This window comes from Hymenobacter terrenus (assembly GCF_000972495.1).
Taxonomy (GTDB): domain Bacteria; phylum Bacteroidota; class Bacteroidia; order Cytophagales; family Hymenobacteraceae; genus Hymenobacter; species Hymenobacter terrenus.
On the sequence record NZ_LATM01000004.1, the window covers coordinates 139,511 to 159,421 of the forward strand.

Here is a 19,911-nt window from a genome sequence, read left to right on the forward strand (position 1 = left end):
GCACAAACAGGTTCCATTGTTGATACCAACGGAACCTGTTTTAAGGCAGGAATTGGGCTACTAAGGCTATATCACTAAGCCGCCCCATCATCGGGCAGGATGTTGATGTCTTGCACCAACACGCGCTGCTCGATTTCACGGCCGCGGGTGGTGTTGGCCAGGCCACCGAGCGCCGTTTCCTTGTAGCGGGTTTCCATGGACTGACCCACTTCGCCGAGAGCGGCCACGCACTGGTCAACCGGAATGACGGGGTCGATGCCCGCAATGGCAATTTGGGCCGAGCTGAAGGCAATGGCAGCCGCAGAGGCATTGCGAACCACGCAGGGCACTTCCACTAAGCCGGCTACGGGGTCGCAAATCAGTCCCAACATGCACTGAATGGTAACAGCCACGGCCGCAAACACCTGCTCCACCGGTCCACCCAGGCAATACACAATGGCGCCGCTGCCCATGGCGGCCGCCGAGCCGGTTTCGGCCTGGCAGCCGCCTACCGCGCCGGCCAGCGAAGCATTTTGCTCGATGATGAGGGCGATGCCAGCAGCCACGAGCAGGCCTTCGAGAATCTGACGGTCTTCGAGCTTATGCAAGTCCTGGAGCGTGACGAGCACACCGGGCAGAATGCCGGAGGCCCCAGCAGTGGGCGCAGCCACCACGCGCCCCATGCAGGAATTCACTTCCTTGGCTCCCAAAGCCCTTGTAATAAGCTGCTTGAATTCGGACGAAAGAACCGTGACCGGCGAGGCGGCAATCTTCTTGGCGCCATTATTTATCATGCCCGAGCGCGAGGTCATGTCGCCGGTCAGGCCTTCGTGCACGGCGTCACGCATCACGTTATAGGCGCGTTGCAGACCACTCCAGATTTCTTCTTCAGTGCGACCCTTTTGCTCAATTTCGTAGTCGAGCACGGGCTGATATAGCGGCTCGCCGGTGGCGGCGCAGTGCACTTGCCAGGAGGCAAAATCGTTGAAGAGAAGGGACATGATGGGTGGGATGAGGAGGGCCAAAAAACCGAAACACAAAGCTCCGGCCGAAGGTGTCTTCAACCGGGGCACAAGAGGCTGGAGGAATTGAGAAATTGACTTTTGCCGGGAGAGAGGAGCGCGCAGGGTATTTCGATTTGTTCGAGGCTCCTTCGCTACTCGTTCGAAGATTGTTCGTACTGCCCTTACCGTTAGAAACTGTATCTTTTCAAGAAGTCCGGTTTCCTGGCTTATGCCGTCTGACCTTCTGCTACCAGCTTGATGCTGGCCGAATTGATGCACAGACGCAAGCCGCTCGGGGCCGGGCCATCAGGGAAGACGTGGCCCTGATGGGCATCGCACACGTTACAGAGCACTTCCACGCGGGTCATGCCGTAGCTAGTGTCTTTCTTGTAGCGAATAGCGCTTTCATCGACGGGCTGGGTGAAGCTAGGCCAGCCGGTGCCCGACTCGAACTTCGTGCGCGAGTCGTAGAGCGGAGTACCACAGCACACGCAGGCGTAGAGGCCGGCTTCGTGGGCCTCGCAGTACTCGCCGGTAAAGGCGCGCTCGGTGCCGTGCTCGCGGGTGACGTGGAACTGCTCGGGCGTGAGGAGTTGGCGCCACTCAGCGGGAGTCTTCTCCACGCGGCGGGGCGACGGCGCGGGGTGGTTGGCGAGGCGGATGACGTCGTTCCAGGTTTGCATATGGTGGGGATTGAATGAAACAGGCAGTGAGTATTCGATAAACGCAGCCGTGACCGGGAGGTTTGTCGGGGCATAAGGACAGACGGACAAGCGGGCTTTTCCTTACTGCCAGTCGCGCAGTAGCTCCAGCCCAAACGGCCAATTGCCGTGTCCGCTGGCGGTGTTGATGTGGCCCGCCGCGCCGAGGTCAATAAGCTCGCTGCCCCAGGCGGTGGCAAACTGCCGGGCCCGCACCGGGGTCACCCATTCATCGGTGGAGCTGGCTACTACTTTGCTCGGAAAAGGCAGAGCATCCAGGGGCATGGGGGCAAAGCCGGTGGTGGGAAATGCCGCATAATGCGCGGTTTCTACGTCGCTGGGCGCCACTAGCAATGCTCCCCGGATGCGTAGGTCATACTGCGCGGCCCAATGCGCCACCGTGACGCAACCCAGGCTGTGGGCAATCAGTACCACGCGGGTGAGGTCTTCATTAGCCAGGGCCCGCGCTAGGGTTTCGACCCATTCCTGACGGTCGGGACTCTCCCAGTCGCGCTGCTCGATGCGCATAAAGTCGGGGTTGAGGCGCTCGAAATGAGTTTGCCAGTGGTCGGGGCCAGAATTGCCCAAACCGGGCATAATAAAAACGCAGGCTGTTCCTTGCATATTCAAAAGTAGCTTCTCCTGGCCTTAACCAGCTCTTCTATGAAAATTCTGACCGCCGCCCAAACCCAGCAATTCGATCAGGCCACTATCCGGGAGCAAGGCATTACCTCAGCCCAGCTCATGGAACGGGCTGCTCAAGCCCTGCTGTCCTGGTTCTATGAGCAGTTTGGGCACGAGGAGCAAACCGAAACGCTGCTGCTCTGCGGGCCCGGCAACAACGGCGGCGACGGCCTGGCCCTGGCCCGGCTGCTGCACGAGGCGGGCTTCCGGGTGCGCGTGGCCCTGCTGCCGGCCACCAGGCAGTCGGCCGATTGGCTGCACAACCGCCAGCGCCTGCCCGAGGCCGTACCCGTGGCGGATATCATCGAGGGCAACCTGCCCGCAATTGCCGCCAACACCGTTGTCATCGATGCCTTATTTGGTACCGGCCTTAGCCGGCCGCTCACCGGCCTCGCCGCCGCAGTAGTCACCCATTTGAACAAAGCCCACGCCCGCGTGGCAGCCGTAGACCTGCCCAGCGGCCTCTTTGCCGAAGCGCCTCAGCCGGCCGACAGCGCCGTGGTGCGCGCCCGGCATACCGTCAGCTTCGGCCTGCTCAAACTGGCTTTTCTACTCCCGCAGAACGCAAAATTTGTGGGCGAGTGGTTCGTTAAGGATATTGGCCTGAGTGAGCGTTTCATTGCCGAAGCGGCCACGCCCTGGCATTACACAGATGCCGCCACCATGGCCCACGCCCTGCCACCGCGCCCGAAGTTCAGTCATAAGGGCACCTTTGGCCACGCGCTGCTGCTGGCTGGCAGCCGGGGCAAAATGGGCGCCGCCGTGCTGGCCGCCGGCGCCTGCCTACGCGGCGGCGTAGGTCTGCTCACCGCTCACATTCCCGGCTGTGGCTACGATATATTTCAAATCAGTCAGCCCGAAGCTATGTGCCTGACCGACGCTCAGCTGGATTTTATCAGTGAATTGCCGGACCTGAAGCCCTATCAAGCCGCGGGCATTGGGCCGGGCCTGGGGCAGCACGACGCCAGCCGCGCCGTGTTGCGGCAACTGCTGGAAGCCGCCGCTGCCACCGAAACCCGCCCCAAACCGCTGCCCCTCATCATCGACGCCGACGCGCTGAACTTGCTGGGCCAGCATCGCGAGCTACTGGAGCTGCTACCCGAAAACACCGTGCTCACCCCCCACCCCAAGGAATTTGAGCGCCTCACCGAGCCGGCCCGCGACGACTACCACCGCCTCGACCTGCTGCGCGACTTCGCCCAAAAGCACCGCTGCCTCGTGGTGTTGAAAGGGGCTTACACCTGCCTGGCCACGCCCACTGGCGAACTGCATTTCAACAGCACCGGCAACCCCGGCATGGCTACTGGCGGCAGCGGCGACGTGCTTACCGGCCTACTCCTGGCTTTGCGCGCGCATGCCCAGCTGCCCGCCTTTGAAGCAGTGCGCCTGGGCGTATTCGCCCACGGCCGCGCCGGCGACTTAGCCGCGGCCGAAACGGGCCAGGCAGGATTAGTAGCTGGGGACATCGTGCGCCACATCGGCCCCGCTCTGGCGGGGCTGATAGCTGACGGCTCAGGGTATAATTCCGGTTCGCTCGAAGCATGAGGCCTCAAGAGAGGTGCCTAACCGTTGAATTAAAAAGGAGCATTCGAATTGCCGACCAAATCTTTTAACTCTCTTTCTCGGCTTCCCTCTCCACGGGAGAGGGGCTGGGGTGAGGTTTTATCCCACCAGATACAGCACGGCCGGCACCAATAGCACACCATCGGCCAGTAGAGCGAAGAAGTAGTCGCTCCGCCGCTCGTCGGCGAGGACGATGATGGAGGCGGCCGAGAGGCCGGTGAGCCCCAGCCAGAGCGGCGGCATCCCGCGCATCATGCCCAAAACCATGGCCGCAGCCAGGAAAACCAGCGCGACGGCTTTGGCGCCGGCCTGGCCCAGCACCACCGGGAACGTGCGGGTACCAGCGGCCCGGTCGCGGCTTACGTCGCGGATGTCGAACACAATGGCCAGGGCCAGCACCAAACAAAAGCGCTGGGCCAGCAGAATGGCCGCTTGGGCCAGGGGGTGACGGAGCGCCAGCATGGGCAGCCCCACCGTGATGGCCGACCATACGCCCGCAATCAGAAACACCTTGAGTAGCGGTATTTCGCGCAGGGCCCGACGCTGCCCGCGCCAACGGCCCAGCGGCCACGAGTATAGCAGCGCTAACGCGGCCAGGGGAAGCAAGCCAGGCAGGTAGCGCCACCAGCCATCAACCAGAAATAAGACGCCGCCTACCAGAGCGGCCCCGGCTGCCAGCAAGGCCAGCCCGTGGCGGTGCCGCTGCTGCCAGGCCTTGCGCCCGGAAGTACCAGCCGGCTGCCGGTGCTTGAAGGGCAGCACGGCATCGAGGTTGTAGACGAGCAGCGTGGCGGCAAATACAAGCAGCACCGGCCGGTAGCTCACAGCGCTGGCCGCAGGCACCTGCCGGAACGTGGCCGCCGTTTGGGCGGCCGCGGCGCCAGCCAGCCACACACTGCTATAGAGCAGTGCATCCAGCCCACGCCGCAAAACGGACGGGCGCGGGGCAGCAGGCAGGTTTTCGGCGCGAATGGGCATCAGGCGAAAGTAGCGCCAGCGGCGGAAAGGCCGTGCTATTTCTGTCTCAGACGCTGCTGCCCCGCATCAAAAGGATGGTGCTGCTTTACTTGCCGGTTTTGGTATGGGGTGCGTCTACTGGCTTGCTCTCAGGCGAGCCGTGCTGACGCAGGAAAACACTTAGCCCCACAATGCTTAAGATGCTGAGGAACTCGCTCTGCCAGTTCTGCAAGGATTCGAACCAGAAGCGCGAGGTGGCCATGTATTCCAGCGTGCTCACTGGCGGCTTGCCATCGTGCACCTGCTCGATGCTAAATACTTCGGCCCCGCCCCTGGCATGCAGCCACAACGCCGCCAGGAACAAGAAGAAAAATGCCAGACTAAGCGAGTTTTTGTAGAGCGCCAGTACCCAGCCGCCGCGCCGCACAGGGCCGGGAGCGTCCTTTTTGGTAGGGTCGGGCTCGGCGTCTACTTCCTCTTCTTCGTACAACTTTTTCGACTCGGAGGAGCCTTTTTGGCGCAGCCACACCGTGAGCAACACGTAGAGTCCCATCTGCAAAAACTCGCTTTCCCAGTTCTCAAACGTCGCTTCGAGGAAGTGGCCGGACTGGAAATACTGCCTGGCTGATAGCTCGGCCAGCCCCATTTTCTTCAGGTCGTCGTTGTACTCGTGCCAGCCGGTGGCAAACTGCCCGCCCAAGGTCAGCAGTACGAGCAAGCCAACTAGCAGCAACAAACTGTTTTCGTAGCAAAAACGCCAAAAAGGCGAAGCAGGACGGTTAATAGCCATGCTTCGCCTTTACGGGAAATATCGATTTGTTGCTAACTGTCATTGCGCGAAAGGCTGTCGGCGAAATAATGGCCGACAGCCTTTCGCGCAACGGCGGGGTCTACTTCAGGGCTTTCACTACCTGCTCGCCAAAGGTTTCTTCGTACAGCTTAATGCTGTCGTTGATAATGCGGTAAGCATCCTCCTTGCCCATGAAGCGCTCTACGGTGACGTGCTTATTGTGCTCAAGGGCCTTATAGTCCTCGAAGAAGCGCTGCATTTCGAGCAGCGTGTGCGGGGGCAGGTCACTGATGTCGTTGTAGTGGTTCACGGAAATATCGTGAGCAGCTACGGCGATGATTTTATCGTCTTCCTCGTCCTGGTCCACCATCTGCATCACGCCGATAACCTTGGCCTCTACCAGGCACATGGGCACGATGTCGACCGAGCAGAGCACCAGGATGTCGAGCGGGTCCTTGTCGTCGCAATACGTTTGGGGAATGAAGCCGTAGGCGGCGGGGTAATGCACAGCCGAGAACAGCACGCGGTCGAGCTTCAGCAGGCCGCTCTCTTTATCGAGTTCGTACTTGCCTTTGCTGCCTTTGGGGATTTCGATGATAGACTGTACAACTTGGGGGTTTTCATCGCCGCGCGATACGTCGTGCCAAGGGTTAAAATGTTTGCTCATGTAAACGTGAATGGGTTAAGGAATTAAGGTATAACAAAAAAACTCCCCCCTTGCTCAGGGGTGATACTTCAGCCGAAAGCTGAAACGGGGGCGCTTGGTTTGTTGAACGATGGTAGAACGTCGTAGCACTCCTCTTCGCGTGTCGTTCAACGGCTCAACCGCCTCAGCCGGCGCTGCGCGCCGGCGTCCCCTCCTTACCAAGGAAGGGAGCAATCGTGCTTCGAGGCGCTACTTCAGTACTTCCGCCAGCGGCACGCCCGAGCAGCCGCTCGGCTCCTGAATGTGCAGGAAGCGCGCCACAGTAGCCGCAATATCCACCACGTTTACTGGCGCCACTGATTCGCCGTGCTTTACGTGCCAGCCCCAAAAAAGGAGGGGCACGTGGGTGTCATACGCCCACGAGGCGCCGTGGGTAGTGCCTTTGCTGGCCGGGTACGTGTAAGACTCGTACCAGCCGGGCTCCAGTACCACCAGCACATCGCCGCAGCGCTTGGGGTAGTAGCCGTTTTCGAGGTACATCAGCGTGCCACTTTCCCAGTGCGATTTTTGGATATCTTCGGCGGTGAGGGCGCGGCTCACGCCGGGCTGGTGCACCATCACCTGCACCACTTCTTCGGCCAAGTCGGCCAGCTTAACATTTTTCTGCGCGGCCAGCTGGCGGTTGAGGTACACTTGCTGGTTCTCGAAATCGAGTATCCAGTTGCCGGGGCCGTGGCGGCGCACGAGGCGGTTTTGCAGGGTGTCGCGCATCACGCTGGTCCCCACAGCCCCGGCCGGCAGGCTATGGGCGCGCAGGAACTCGGGCGAGTGAGCCGCACCGTGGTCGGCGGTGAGAAATACCAGCGCCTGGCCCCGGCCCACGGTCTGGTCGAGATAGTTGAAGAGCCGGGCCAACTCCTGGTCGAGGCGCAGGTAGGTATCTTCCACCTCAATAGAGTTCGGCCCGAACTGATGGCCCACATAATCGGTGCTGCTATAGCTCAGGGCCAGAAAATCGGTGATGTCGCGCTGACCCAGCTGCTCGGCCCGAATGGCTTCGAGGGCGAGGTCGGTGGTAATACTGTTGCCGAATGGCGTGCTGGGCAGCAGGCCGAGGTTGGGAGTGGCCGCATTAGCGGTGCTGGCGCCGACCTGGGGGGTGGCGGAGGCATTTTTGCCATCGGCCGCAGTTTGGTTGGCGGGGCCGGGGCGGTTGTCTTTGCGGGCTGCGGCAGGCACCCCGCTGATGCTGGGCAGGTCGTGCGGAAACACTGGATTGGCTTCTCCCTTATAAGCGGCCTCCCAGCTCACATTATCGGGCGCACTTTCGGTATACTCGGCCAGGGGGCGCAGTGTGTTCCAGGGCTGCGAAAGGTACTTGGCAGCCAGGCCCCGCTGGTTGAATTTCACGACCCAGTCGGGCAGGGCTTTCTGGTAGAAGGTGCTGCTGATGAAGTTACCGTTGCCGCCGTCGTACCAATAGGCGGCGTTGGCGGAGTGGCCGGCCGGTAGGATGCTGCCCCGGTCTTTGATGCACACACCAATGACTTTGCTGCGGAAGTTGGTAGCCAGCCGCAGCTCATCGGTGATGGTGGTGGTCATCATGTGGCGGGGGCTTTGCTGCCCAGCCGCGCCAGTGCCCCCCACACTCTGCACGGTTTTGTCTTCGGTGACATAGGTGGCTTTGCCGGCTTCGCGCTCAAACCAGTTGTTGCCCACAATGCCGTTGACCGATGGCGTGGCCCCGGTGTAGATGCTCGCGTGGCCCGGCCCGGTGTACGTGGGCACGTAGTTGTAGTGGCAGCTCTCGAAGCTGAAGCCTTCGCCCAACAGCCGCTTAAAGCCCCCAGCACCAAACTTCTGCCAGTAGCGATACAGGTAATCATAGCGCATCTGGTCGACCACGATGCCCACCACCAGCTGGGGCCGGACGAGGACCGACGCCGTATTTTTTTTAGCCGAGCCGTTGGCCACGGAAGCCGTACGGGACTTGGAAGTTTGAGCGAAGGCAGGGCTACTCAGCGAGGCAGCCAAAACCAGGGCAAATATCTTTTTCAATAGAAAGCGGGTAAGGCTATGCAGCGGCAAAGATACCCCGCAACACGGGGTAGCCGCACCCTCGCTTTGGGGCCGAGTTGAGTACAGGCGGGCAGCAGGACTCATTTACGTGTTAATTATTAGTTACTAATTCGTTTTTCGTTCAAAGCCGCACCCATTAGCTGCTCCCTAGCTGGCACACCTTGCCGCGGCGTGGGCCCTGGTTTCGAGTCCCTGGCTCGCCGCCGGAATAACTCATAGTACCTGTTGCGGCAGCCAGCCGTGCAGCATCCCACATGCCGGCTAAGGGAATTACAAATGGTCACTAAAAAGCTCGTTCCTCGCACCCATTTCACCCCGCGCCTATTCCCCATTATTCGTTAACTAAATGAATCTAGCTCTCATCTTCGACATGGACGGCGTGCTTATCGACAACACGCCCGCGCAAGCCCGCGCCTTCCAGCTGCTGTTCCGCGACCTGGGCCTGACCACCAACGCCCGCCAACTGCTCAAGCGCCTGAACGGCATGCCGGCCACGACCATCCTCAAAACGGTGTTCCGCCACCCCGTGCCCGAAAAGCAGCTCAAAGAGTACGCCGCGCAGCGTGAGTTCCTCTACCGCACCCTGTATTGGGATAAGCGCCGCGCAATGCCCGGCCTCACTGCCTTCCTGGAAGCAGCCCGCGCCGCTGGTTTCAAAATCGGCCTCGGCACAGGTTCCCCACCCGAGACCATTGCCTACATCATCGACCACCTCGACCTGCGCCGTCACTTCGACGTGGTCATCGGCAAAGAAGACGTGGACCGCGGCAAGCCCCACGCCGACACTTTCTCTGTAGTGGCCAGTAAGCTAAGCGTCGCACCCGAGCATTGCATTGTGTTCGAGGATGCCGTATTGGGCGAGCAGGCCGCCTACAAAGCCGGTATGCGCGTGGTAGCCGTAGCCTCGTCGCTGCCAGCCAAGGCATTCCAGGCTCCCCTCACCGTCATTAAAGATTTCACGAACTTCCAGCCCCAGCAGCTGCTGGAACTACTGGCAGAACAGCCCCGCGCGCCCAAGCCCGACAAGCAGCGCGCCCAGCGGCAGTACATGCATTTGGAGTAAGAAGCAAAAGCCCGCAGCCAGTGGTGGCGCAAATTGACCTTTGAGAAGGCTAAACCGGCTGCGGTGTGGGCTGTGGTCCGGTGGCGCTTTGGCGGCGACGCACCACCGGCCGGTGCCGACGCCACCAAAGCGCGAAGCCTGTCAGGCTGATGGCAGCCGTAAGCAAACCGCCCGCGCAATACAGCAGCTTAACAGCCAAGCCGCCATATTGCCCAAAATGCAGCACTCCGAGCGCATTGCTTACTTGCGTACTCAGCGGCAGGTCCGCTTCCAGTGCCGTGCTTAACAATCGGCCGGTACGGGCGCTGTAGGTGACGGTGGTGGCCCACTCGCCCAGCCAACAGCGGCCGGGCAAGTCCAGGTAGAACTGTCCCGTGGTGTCGGCCGCCGTGCGCGGAAAATTCAGGTAAGTGAGCCGGGCGCCGGGTAGTTGCCGCCGGACCTGTCGCACCACGGCATCTAGCGAAATAGTAACCGGCTGGGCTGCAGCGGCGGGCGGCGCGGCCTGCCAGCTGGCCGGCTCCAGCAGGTACAGTAGAAACCAGACGCCGCTTACAGCCAGCACCAGATTGAACAGCCAGGTCCAGACGCCCAGCACCCGGTGCAGGCCCGAGGCTGCTGTGCGCCAGTTGCGCCAGCTTATCTTCTGCTGGAACAAAAGCACAGGTACCAGATGCTTACGGTACACAACCAGCCCGGTAAGCACCGAGCCTACCAGCGCCAGCGCGAACAGGGCCGCCAGTGCCTCGCCCACCTTGCCTAGAAAAAAGGTGTAGTGCAACTCGAGCAGCCAACGCGTGAGCGGACGCGGCTGCGGCCCAAGCACCTGCCCGGAGTAAGGATTGAGGTATACCGACGTGTACTCCTCGCCCCGTACCAGTAACACTTCGATGGTCTCAGTCGGTTGTGCGGGCAAGTCCCGGAATGCGCCCACGGTGTAGCCCCGCGTAGCGGCGTAGCGGCGGGCGCGGCCGTAAAGCACGTCCCAGGTCAGTGGGGCTTGTCCCGGCGCGGGGGCAGCCGTCAGGTGTTGCTCCTGGTTCAGGGCCCGGTCCAACTCCTTGCTGAACACCAATGCCGCGCCGGTCAGCGACATCACCAGAATAAACGCGCCCGCTACCAAGCCTAACCAAGCATGAACGGCGAAAACGTATTTGGTGAACTTAGCCACGATATAAACAAGATTAAAACCTCACTGCTACACTCAGCACTGCCCGGCGTACCCACTGCGGCTCCCAGGTCACGGGCGAAAAGTTCTGTAGGTAGTATGTGCGGTCGGTAAGGTTGCTCACGTTCAGGCGAGTCGAAAACTGCTTGTAAGTGTAGCCCACGGCGGCATCCATTGTCGTATAGCCAGCCGTGCGAAATAGGTTTTCGTTTGTCCCAAAATAGCCGGCGCGGTTAAACACGCCGTAGCCGAGGGTCAGCCCCCGGAGCTGGGCCAATGGCACTTGGTAGTCGGCCCACACACTGAAACCCGTGCGGGGAGCGCCGCCCAGGCGGTTGCCCGCCGTATAGGCTGGGTCACGGATAATGCGGGCATCAATCAGCGAGGCCGAAGCCGTCACCGAGAGGTTGGGCGTGATTTTGCCATTGGCGTCCAGCTCCAGGCCACGGCTACGGTGGCGACCTCCGTCGTACACGTAGTAGCGGAAATCGGCGGCCGCAGGATCGAGGCGGTCTTCGTAGTAGGTACCCACGACGTTGGTTTTCTCAATGTTGAAGGCTGTTAGTGTCACGCCAAGCCGCTCGCCGAGCAGGTTGGCTTTCACACCTGCCTCAGTCTGCTTGCCCAAGGTCGGCTTCAGGGTGCTGGCTTCGCTTTCGTTCACCGCCCCCACGTAGTCGGACGGAGAATTCACCTCGTAGCTTTCGGTGTAGGAAGCAAAGGCCGAAAGCCAGGGTTGGGGTTTGTACACAACGCCCACCCGGGGGCTGACGGGCCGAACCGTCACTATCTGGTCGGTAGCCGGGCGGTCAGCCTCATTGTCGTAGGCGTTGCCCTGGCGAGTGCGGTTCAGGCGCAGCCCAAGTAGCACTTGTACTTTGTCGTTGAGTACACTAAGCTGGTCCTGGGCGTAGAGACCGCTGCGCTGGTAGAAAAAGCGCGTGTTGCTATAGGGCGAATTATCGAAGCTGAGCTTGGCCTGATTGTATATCGGGTTGAAGATATTGAATGTGCTGTCTACCAGATTGTAGCCCGCGCTTTCGGTATAGCGCGAGTAGGTGCTGAAATAATCGGCGCCCAGCAGCAACGTGTGCTTCACGGAGCCGGTTTGCACAGTACCAGTCACATCCAGCGACACCGTACGGGTGTCAAACCACTGGTTATAATTGTATTCGAAGCGGCGCAGATTGCCTTGGGCGTCAGGCTGTCCCAGTTCCAGGGCGTAGGGGGTGCGCGTAGTATAGCCATAGCTTAATTGGTTGCGCACCTGCCAGTTATCACCCAGCTGATAGGCCGTCGTCGAATATAGACCCTGGTCGCGGAAAGTATACTGCATGCGTGCCTCGCCCAGGTAACGACTGCGCGGCAGCCGCTTCACCCCCGCAAACGTGCCATCGGGCGAGACCAGGCCAGGGTCATTGGCCGATTCGGTTTGCTTGAATACGTACTCGCCGGTCCAGCTCAGGCGCGGCGTCGGGTTCCAGGTCAACGTGGGCGCAAACATGATGGCGCGGCTGCTCACCTCATCGCGGAAGCTTTTGGACTGCTGGTAAGTCGTATTGACGCGATAAAGCAGCGTCTTCTTGTCGTTGAGTGGTCCCGACACGTCCAGGGTGGGCCGTAGTAGCCCGTACTGGCCCACTTTCAATTCCAACCGGCGGTAGTCGTACTGAAGTGGCTTCTTCGTCACGAAGTTCATCACTCCGCCCGGCGCCACGTCGCCGTAGAGAATGGCGGCTGGCCCTTTCAAAAACTCCACCGCCTCAATGTTATCATTGAAGTGAGTACCCATGTTCCATACCATAAGACCATTACGGCGGAAATTCTGCGCATTATTAAGGTTGAAGCCGCGGGCGTTAAAGAACTGGTAGGTGTCTTGCCCGCCGTAAGTGCCCTGCAAGTTCACACCGCTAATGTTGCGAGTGAGCGTGGCCAAATCGAAGGCATTCTGCTGCTGTACCACATCCTGCCCAATGACCTGAATAGACATCGGAATATCCAGCAACTCTTGGTTGGTGCGCGTAGCCGAGGCTGTACGGCGCTTCTGGCCCAGCACCTGCACCTCGCTCAGCTCACGGGTGCTCTGGCGCAGGCTCACGTCGGGCACCGTGGTGGTTTCGCCTCGGCGCACCTCCAACAACTGCTCTTGAGCTTCAAAACCGACGAACAAGATAACCAGCGTGTAGGAGCCAGCCGGTACATCGCGTAGCACGAAGCGGCCGCGGGCGTCGGTACTAGTCCCACGACCGATATCCTTCAGGGCCACGCTCACAAATTCGGCAGGCTGGCCATCCGCCGTCCGCACCATCCCGCTGACAGTGCCCTTATCTAGTATTGCCTGCGCTTGAGCAGAACTGATAAGTGCCAAAAAACAGCCTATCAACACGAAGCGGACAACGTTAGCAAAGCTCATACTTATTTAGAATTATTTTAAACAGAACAAAGTAAAGGGCCACGACGCCCAAATACAAGTTTTGTTTATAATCATTCTAAATAACAACGATGTCTATGTGCCTGTCCGCCGAAGGAACTGGCTACCAACTATTAGTTCGACCTTTTCACTCTCGACTGCGCAGTAGGAATAAAAGAGTGGGGATAATTGTTGATTGCAGCAGCCAAGACAGCTTCGGGAGCGCGGGTGCTAGCACTTTAGCGTCGGCATGTATTGCCACTTACTCCACCTTCAGCATCCGCGCCGCGCGCTGCTCACCGGCCTGCACCAGCACGTGATAGAGGCCCGGCGTCCGGCCCAGCAGCGGTATCTCAGCCTTGCCGCCAGCTTCCGTCAGACTCACGGGCTGCTCAAACACTACGGTTCCCTGCGCATCGCTCAGCTTAACGGTAGCATGGGTAACGTCAGGTACTGTCGGGACCTGCACTGTCGCACGGATGTGGGCAGGATTAGGGTACACATTGAGGTCAGTAAGCGCCGTTGAGGGCGGAGTTAAGGCTGGTGCTAAACTTGAATCCGGCGCCTGAGCATGGGCAGCAGCGCCCATTAATAACAGGCACAATGACAAAGTCAGTCGATGAGCATTAACGGATAGGCAGGATGACACGAATGTGAACATAGCTGAAGTGCGGAAAGAAAGAAGTAGCTAGGCGGCAGATTACACTATTGATCGTCAATACCGGTAGGAATAGGATTAGAGGAGCAACTCTAAAACTCAACTTCACTGCCTAAATGAGCGCTCCGGTCTTGGCTAAACCAATGCGCTTCCCCAGCGCCAGTCGTTCAACGAAGCAACGCGTCCAGTCGTGTGTTAACCATGATGAACTAGTAGGCATCCACGACCAACGGATAGCCTTCCTCGATGAAGGATTCCAAGTATCGACTTTTGCCTCTTCATTCTTTCTCCACTCGGCTTTTACCAAAAAAGGCCCGTTTCCACCGGAAACGAGCCTTTTCACTACATTACCAACTTACGGTTACCCCGCCGCTAGTGCTTCCGCGCCGCCCACGATTTCGAGAATCTCGGTCGTGATAGCCGCCTGACGCGTCCGGTTATAAGTCAGCTTGAGAGACTTGAGCAGTTCCCCAGCGTTGTCAGTGGCTTTGTCCATGGCCGTCATGCGGGCACCGTGCTCCGAAGCGTTGCTTTCGAGCACCGCTTTATATAGCTGAATTTTAATAGACTGTGGAATCAGTGTTTGCACGATTTCCTCCTTGCTCGGCTCGAAGATATAGTCCACGTTAGTCGTGGGCGTAGCCGAAACCGGAGCAGCCACCTGGACCAGTGGCAGTAACTGCTCGGTGCGGATAATCTGCGTGGCTACGTTACGAAACTCGTTGTACACTACCACCACCTCATCGTAGGTTCCGTTACGGAAGCCATCCATAGCTACCTCTGCCGCTTCGCGTACTGTCTCAAAAGACAGCTTGGCAAATACATGGGTGAAGTTACCTACTAGGTTTCCCCGGCGACCGTAGTAGTCATGCGCCTTTTTGCCGATGGCCAGGTACGAAATGTTAGCCATTGGCAGGTTAGCGTAACGCTCCGCAATAGCCGCATTCACACCCTTAAATACGTTTGAGTTGAACGCGCCCGCCAGACCGCGGTCCGACGTCACGGCAATGACCAGCACCCGGCGTACCTCGCGGGCCACGCCGTAATCGCTCACGATGTCGGCATCGGCCGTACGCGTCAGGTTCGCCAGAATGGTGTTCAGGCGCTGGGCGTAAGGCCGCATCCGGATGATATTATCCTGAGCCCGACGCAGCTTGGCGGCCGCCACCATTTTCATAGCTTTGGTAATCTGCTGCGTGCTCGTCACCGACTGAATGCGGCTGCGAACTTCTTTTAAGCTTGCCATTGATAGGTGTTAATGGGACGTCATGCTGAGCGAAGCGGAGCGGAGGCGAAGCATCTCTACCTCAGTACTGACCCAATCGATTGGATTACTTGCACGGTAGAGATGCTTCGACAAGCTCAGCATGACGTTCTTCAATAATGCTTGATTACTTCACAGCGTAATTCGCCGATACATCCTTGGCTACCTCGCGGATGGCCTTGGTGCCAGTGTCCTCCAGCTTGCCGGCCTTCAGCGCCTTCAGCACGTCGGGGTAGCGGGAGTTCATCACTTGGCCAAACTCCTTCTCGAACTCCCGCACGCGGTTTACGGGTACGGTGTCGAGCAGGCCGTTGGTGGCGGCGTAGATGATAGCCACTTGGTCTTCTACCTTCACGGGAGAAAACTGGGGCTGCTTCAGAATCTCCAAGTTGCGACGGCCGCGCTCGATAGTGAGTTTGGTAGAGGCATCAAGGTCGGAGCCAAACTTGGCGAAAGCCTCCAATTCGCGGAACTGGGCTTGATCAAGTTTCAGCGTACCAGCCACTTTCTTCATCGACTTAATCTGGGCGTTACCACCCACACGCGACACCGAGATACCCACGTTGATAGCCGGCCGTACCCCCGAGTTGAATAAGTTCGTCTCCAAGAAAATCTGGCCATCGGTAATGGAAATCACGTTGGTCGGGATGTAAGCCGATACGTCACCAGCCTGCGTCTCGATCAGGGGCAACGCCGTGAGCGAACCGCCACCTTTCACCAAGTGCCTGATGCTGTCGGGCAGATCGTTCATGTTCCGAGCAATCTCGTCCGATGCGTTGATTTTAGCGGCCCGTTCCAGCAAGCGGCTGTGCAGATAGAACACGTCGCCAGGGTAAGCCTCGCGTCCCGGGGGACGGCGGAGCAGCAGCGACACCTCGCGGTAAGCTACTGCTTGCTTCGACAAGTCATCATAAACCACCAGTGCCGGACGGCCCGTATCGCGGAAGTATTCACCGATAGCGGCCCCGGTGAAAGGTGCGTAGAATTGCAGCGGTGCCGGGTCGGCAGCCGGAGCAGCCACTACCACGGTATAATCCATGGCGCCGCCTTTGGTGAGGGAATTCACCACCTGAGCGATGGTCGAAGCTTTTTGGCCAATAGCCACGTAGATGCAGAACACGGGCTCGCCGCGCTCAAAGAACTCGCGTTGGTTCAGGATGGTATCGATGGCCACAGCCGACTTACCGGTCTGGCGGTCACCGATAATCAGCTCGCGCTGGCCCCGGCCAATCGGAATCATCGCGTCAATTGACTTGATGCCCGTTTGCATAGGCTCCGTTACGGGTTGACGGAAAATTACACCGGGAGCCTTGCGCTCCAATGGCATGTCGTATAAGTCACCGGCAATCGGGCCACGGCCATCGATGGGCTGGCCCAGTGTGTTTACCACACGGCCTACAATACCCTCGCCTACTTTGATGGAGGCAATTTTATTGGTGCGCTTTACCGTGGCGCCTTCCCGGATTTCCGAGTAGTCACCAAGCATTACGGCACCCACGTTGTCTTCTTCGAGGTTGAGAACCAGCGCTTGCAGGCCGTTCTCGAATTCAATCAGTTCGCCCGCTTGGGCTTTGCTCAGTCCGTAGATGCGGGCCACGCCGTCGCCAACTTGCAACACGGTGCCGACTTCTTCCAGCTCGGCTTCGGACTTGAAATTGGACAGTTGCTGCCGCAGGATTGCGGATACTTCGTCCGGACGTACTTCTGCCATGATGCTGCGTTATAGTTTATTTTGGTAAGTATTTTCTTGCAAAGAGATGCGCATCTTCCGAAGGCTGGTGCGCACTGAATCGTCAATTTGCTGGTCGCCCACTCGCAGCACAAAGCCACCGATGAGGTCCGGGTCCACCTTTTCGGTGAGTTTCACGTCGCTTAGGCCCGTTTGCTGGGTTACCAATCGCCGCATCTCGATACGTGAAATAGCATTAAGCGGGGCAGCTGACGTCACTTCTGCCATCTGAATACCCTGCATCGCGTTATACTGCACCTGAAACTCAGTGCCCATGCTTTCCAGCGCCGCCTCCCGATTCTTCTCCGTAAGAATAGTGAAAAAGCGCATGGTCACATCGGACACTTTGCCCTTGAAAATGGCATTCAGAATAGCTAACTTCTTGTCGTGCTTCACAATAGGATTGCGCAGCAACAGACGCAGCTCACGGCTCTCGGCCATGGTCTTGCTCAGCAGGTCCATGTCCTCTTTTACGCTTTCCAGCGTGCCCATCTCCTTGCCCAAGTCGAGGAGCGACTTGGCGTAGCGGGACGCTACTCGTTGGTCAGCCATATGGTTGTAGTTGTCGGTTGTTTGTTATTTGTTGTCAGGCTAGTTGGTTGTCACGCATTAGTATAAACTAACAGCCGACAACAAACAAGGAGCAACTAATTAAGCTTAACGTCTTTCAAATAGGAATCCACCAGCTGCGTTTGGGCGGCCGGGTCGCTCAATTCGCGGCGCAGGATACGCTCGGCAATGTCGAGCGAGAGCTGGGCAGCGGTGTTTTTTACTTCGGCCAGTGCGGCGTTCTTCTCTTGTTGGATGGCTTCGCGAGCTTGCACGATGATGCGGTTGGCTTCTTCGGTAGCACGGGCTTTTTCAACTTCACGATGCTGGTTGGCCATCACCGTGGCTTCCTGCATCATGCGGTCGCGCTCGTGGCGGGCATCAGCCAGCAACTTCTCGTTACCAGCTTTCAGCTGTTGCATTTCAATTTTGGCCTGATCGGCCATGCGCAGGGCATTATCGATGGTGTCTTCTCGCTCTTTGAGCGAAAGAAGGATCGGCCGCCAGGCAAACTTTGCCAGCAGAAATAGCACCAGCAGGAAAATAACCAGTTGCCAAAAAATCAGGCCGAGTTCGGGGTTTAAGAAAGCTGGCATAGGAACGTTATAATTAAGGAACAGTCGAATAGAAATCGACTAAGGCAGCTACAGGCATTAGGAGCAGGTAAGCCCGCCGCGCCAACTGCGGAGGCAGCTGCAGGCGGCGGGCTTCCAACTACTTCTGGGCGCGGTGGCCCAGCAAAATATCTTAGAGCTTGGTCCAGATAAGAACGCAAACCACGACCGCAAACAGGCCCAGACCCTCGATAAGAGCGGCAGCAATAATCATGGCCGTCTGAATTTTACCCGAAGCATCGGGTTGACGACCGATAGCATCCATAGCGCTGCCGCCAATGCGACCAATGCCGAGACCTACGCCCAGCGCAACCAAACCAGCACCGATACCGGCACCCATCACGGCCAAACCAGGACCGTAGTTAGTTGCCATTTGAGCAACAGCCTGCAACAACAAAGAAAGAAGCATAAAAAAAGAGAAAATGGAAAAAGAGAAAAATAAGCCAAGCCCGCAGCGGGGGGGGGGAGTGCCGCGGTCTGACTGAAAAAGCCAGTAGGTCAGGCGGGAACCTGCCTATTTAATAGTCAAATTAATGAGCGTGGGCGTGGGCTTGATTAGCCCCGTCGCCGCCGCCAATCTGATAGTCAGCATCGTGGTGCTCTTCCACTGCTCCTCCAATGTACATGGCGGTAAGCAAGGTGAAGATGAAGGCCTGCAGAATAGCTACCAGTAGTTCAAGAATGTTGATGAACAAGCCAAAAGCCAGCGTAACCGGCGCAACGGCCCACGACTTAAAAATGAATACCAGGCTAATAAAGCTCAACACCACGATATGCCCGGCCGTGATGTTGGCAAACAGACGAATCATCAAGGAGAAAGGCTTAGTGAAAATACCCAGGAATTCTACCACTATCATGATGGGCAGCAGCGGCTTCGGCACACCAGGGGTCGCGAAGATGTGAGCCCAGTAGTTTTTGTTACTAGAAGCCAGCGTAATAATCAAGGTAAGTACAGCAAGCACCAGCGTCACGGCAATGTTGCCGCTCAAGTTGGCGGCGCCGGGCATCAGGCCCAGTAAGTTATTGAACCAGATGAAGAAGAAGGCCGTGAGTAGATACGGCATGTAGCGCTCATACTTCGGACCGATATTCTTCTTGGCAATTTCGTCGCGGATGAAGATGATGATGGGCTCGAAGAAAGACTGCAGGCCTTTGGGAGCGCGGCCCTGGTTCTTTTGGTAGCCACGGGCTACGGCGGTGAATACCAACAGCATCAGCGCGGCGCTGAAAAGCAGCGAGGCTGTATTTTTCGTAATGGAGAAGTCGTACACTTTGCTGCCATCTTCGGCCACCAGCTTATCTTCTTCTAATTTCAGGCCGTTGTGGCTGTGACCGTGAGCTAACTGGCTGCCCGAAAATACATTCAGGCCTTTGCCGGGCTGATACGCAATAATGGGCAGCGGCAAGGTGATATGAGTGGCATGCTCACCAGCGCCGAGGGTGGCCAGATGCCACTCATGAGAATCGCCAATGTGCTCCAAAATCATTTCGCCAGGATTGAAGCCTTCAGCTTCGGAAGGCTCATTGGCAGGTTCGTTAGCAAAAACGGACAGGGATACGAAGCAAAGAAGAATCGAGAGTAAACGCTTCATTCAAAGTTGATTAGTGGCAAGTTTCGAGCTAACGCATTATCATTGCGCTACTTGCTTTCTCGAAATCGGCCGCAAGTTACTCAAACTAGCCCAGATTTCAAACCCGGCCCACGAAAAGTACAGGAGGAAGAAGGCTCCCAGGAAGGTCCAGGTGCCCCGTCCTTCGTGGGCTCCACCCCGGGCCAGATGCACCGTTACCAGCGCCAGTGACGCTAGCATTCGCAGAGTCATCCCAATCAAATGCCCAATGCCCAGATTGGTGGGCGAGCGAGCGACGAGCCGCGCTGTCAGACTGTATGTGACCAATGTGAGCCCGGCCATAAACCCGAACAGCAAGCCGGTGCGTGGATGTACCAAAGCTGGACCACACACCCGGTGCAATAGGTAAATTAGTAGTCCTAACCCAGTGGCAAAGGCAATAAACTGACGAAGAAATCGAATCATAAGCTAGCAAAACCGTA

At 58.2% G+C, this 19,911-nt stretch carries 19 protein-coding genes; 2 read left to right on the forward strand and 17 right to left on the reverse strand.

All coding sequences use genetic code 11. From position 1 onward, the window contains the following. Positions 1-74 precede the first annotated feature (74 nt). The 3 genes from sdaAA to WX88_RS08755 all read right to left on the reverse strand — a co-directional run bounded on the left by sdaAA (position 75) and on the right by WX88_RS08755 (position 2,281). Positions 75-980, reverse strand: coding sequence for an L-serine ammonia-lyase, iron-sulfur-dependent, subunit alpha (gene sdaAA, locus WX88_RS08745; protein ID WP_046244078.1), 906 nt, complete (start codon positions 978-980; stop codon positions 75-77). A 230-nt stretch (positions 981-1,210) separates the two neighbouring features. Further along, a complete protein-coding gene (gene msrB / locus WX88_RS08750) occupies positions 1,211-1,666 on the reverse strand; it encodes a peptide-methionine (R)-S-oxide reductase MsrB (RefSeq protein ID WP_046243969.1) in 456 nt (151 codons plus the stop codon). 102 nt (positions 1,667-1,768) lie between these two features. Continuing rightward, positions 1,769-2,281 carry an RBBP9/YdeN family alpha/beta hydrolase gene (locus tag WX88_RS08755; RefSeq protein WP_231590659.1) on the reverse strand — a complete coding sequence of 171 codons (513 nt, stop codon included), beginning with the start codon at positions 2,279-2,281 and terminating at the stop codon, positions 1,769-1,771. A gap of 66 nt (positions 2,282-2,347) precedes the next feature. Here WX88_RS08755 and WX88_RS08760 point away from each other — a divergent pair, with 66 nt between their 5' ends. Then, positions 2,348-3,913: a bifunctional ADP-dependent NAD(P)H-hydrate dehydratase/NAD(P)H-hydrate epimerase gene (locus WX88_RS08760; RefSeq protein ID WP_046243971.1), complete on the forward strand. Its 1,566-nt coding sequence runs from the start codon at positions 2,348-2,350 to the stop codon at positions 3,911-3,913. Between the two features lie 117 nt (positions 3,914-4,030). On the opposite strand, the gene WX88_RS08765 is transcribed toward WX88_RS08760, so the two are convergent. The 4 genes from WX88_RS08765 to WX88_RS08780 all read right to left on the reverse strand — a co-directional run bounded on the left by WX88_RS08765 (position 4,031) and on the right by WX88_RS08780 (position 8,382). Beyond that, complete coding sequence (locus WX88_RS08765) at positions 4,031-4,909, reverse strand: UbiA prenyltransferase family protein (RefSeq protein ID WP_046243972.1); 879 nt, start codon at positions 4,907-4,909, stop codon at positions 4,031-4,033. An 85-nt stretch (positions 4,910-4,994) separates the two neighbouring features. Continuing rightward, complete coding sequence (locus tag WX88_RS08770) at positions 4,995-5,678, reverse strand: DUF6766 family protein (protein ID WP_046243973.1); 684 nt, start codon at positions 5,676-5,678, stop codon at positions 4,995-4,997. A gap of 100 nt (positions 5,679-5,778) precedes the next feature. Continuing rightward, positions 5,779-6,345 carry an inorganic diphosphatase gene (locus tag WX88_RS08775; RefSeq protein WP_046243974.1) on the reverse strand — a complete coding sequence of 189 codons (567 nt, stop codon included), beginning with the start codon at positions 6,343-6,345 and terminating at the stop codon, positions 5,779-5,781. A 228-nt stretch (positions 6,346-6,573) separates the two neighbouring features. Further along, positions 6,574-8,382: an alkaline phosphatase family protein gene (locus tag WX88_RS08780; protein WP_052732507.1), complete on the reverse strand. Its 1,809-nt coding sequence runs from the start codon at positions 8,380-8,382 to the stop codon at positions 6,574-6,576. 367 nt (positions 8,383-8,749) lie between these two features. On the opposite strand from WX88_RS08780, the gene WX88_RS08785 reads away from it, so the two are divergent. Then, positions 8,750-9,466: an HAD family hydrolase gene (locus WX88_RS08785; RefSeq protein WP_046243975.1), complete on the forward strand. Its 717-nt coding sequence runs from the start codon at positions 8,750-8,752 to the stop codon at positions 9,464-9,466. Between the two features lie 49 nt (positions 9,467-9,515). On the opposite strand, the gene WX88_RS08790 is transcribed toward WX88_RS08785, so the two are convergent. The 10 genes from WX88_RS08790 to WX88_RS08835 form a co-directional block, all read right to left on the reverse strand. Next, complete coding sequence (locus tag WX88_RS08790; RefSeq protein ID WP_046243976.1) at positions 9,516-10,637, reverse strand: PepSY-associated TM helix domain-containing protein; 1,122 nt, start codon at positions 10,635-10,637, stop codon at positions 9,516-9,518. 13 nt (positions 10,638-10,650) lie between these two features. Continuing rightward, on the reverse strand, positions 10,651-13,047 hold the full coding sequence (locus WX88_RS08795; RefSeq protein WP_082115930.1) for a TonB-dependent receptor: 2,397 nt from the start codon (positions 13,045-13,047) through the stop codon (positions 10,651-10,653). A 259-nt stretch (positions 13,048-13,306) separates the two neighbouring features. Continuing rightward, the gene (locus WX88_RS30760) at positions 13,307-13,546 is read right to left on the reverse strand and encodes a T9SS type A sorting domain-containing protein (protein WP_197076724.1); all 240 of its coding nucleotides are present in this window, start codon (positions 13,544-13,546) and stop codon (positions 13,307-13,309) included. A gap of 517 nt (positions 13,547-14,063) precedes the next feature. Next, positions 14,064-14,948 (reverse strand): ATP synthase F1 subunit gamma, encoded by an 885-nt coding sequence (atpG, locus tag WX88_RS08805; RefSeq protein WP_046243979.1) that lies wholly within the window; start codon positions 14,946-14,948, stop codon positions 14,064-14,066. A 145-nt stretch (positions 14,949-15,093) separates the two neighbouring features. Next, the gene (atpA, locus tag WX88_RS08810; protein WP_046243980.1) at positions 15,094-16,677 is read right to left on the reverse strand and encodes a F0F1 ATP synthase subunit alpha; all 1,584 of its coding nucleotides are present in this window, start codon (positions 16,675-16,677) and stop codon (positions 15,094-15,096) included. Between the two features lie 9 nt (positions 16,678-16,686). Continuing rightward, positions 16,687-17,247: an ATP synthase F1 subunit delta gene (gene atpH, locus WX88_RS08815; RefSeq protein ID WP_046243981.1), complete on the reverse strand. Its 561-nt coding sequence runs from the start codon at positions 17,245-17,247 to the stop codon at positions 16,687-16,689. A 95-nt stretch (positions 17,248-17,342) separates the two neighbouring features. After that, positions 17,343-17,840, reverse strand: coding sequence for a F0F1 ATP synthase subunit B (gene atpF / locus WX88_RS08820; RefSeq protein WP_046243982.1), 498 nt, complete (start codon positions 17,838-17,840; stop codon positions 17,343-17,345). 151 nt (positions 17,841-17,991) lie between these two features. Then, positions 17,992-18,267: an ATP synthase F0 subunit C gene (atpE, locus tag WX88_RS08825; protein ID WP_046243983.1), complete on the reverse strand. Its 276-nt coding sequence runs from the start codon at positions 18,265-18,267 to the stop codon at positions 17,992-17,994. A gap of 121 nt (positions 18,268-18,388) precedes the next feature. Next, positions 18,389-19,450 carry a F0F1 ATP synthase subunit A gene (atpB, locus tag WX88_RS08830; RefSeq protein ID WP_046243984.1) on the reverse strand — a complete coding sequence of 354 codons (1,062 nt, stop codon included), beginning with the start codon at positions 19,448-19,450 and terminating at the stop codon, positions 18,389-18,391. A gap of 39 nt (positions 19,451-19,489) precedes the next feature. Beyond that, entirely contained in the window at positions 19,490-19,894 is a 405-nt protein-coding gene (locus WX88_RS08835; RefSeq protein WP_156176025.1) for a hypothetical protein, read from the reverse strand. Positions 19,895-19,911 lie beyond the last annotated feature (17 nt).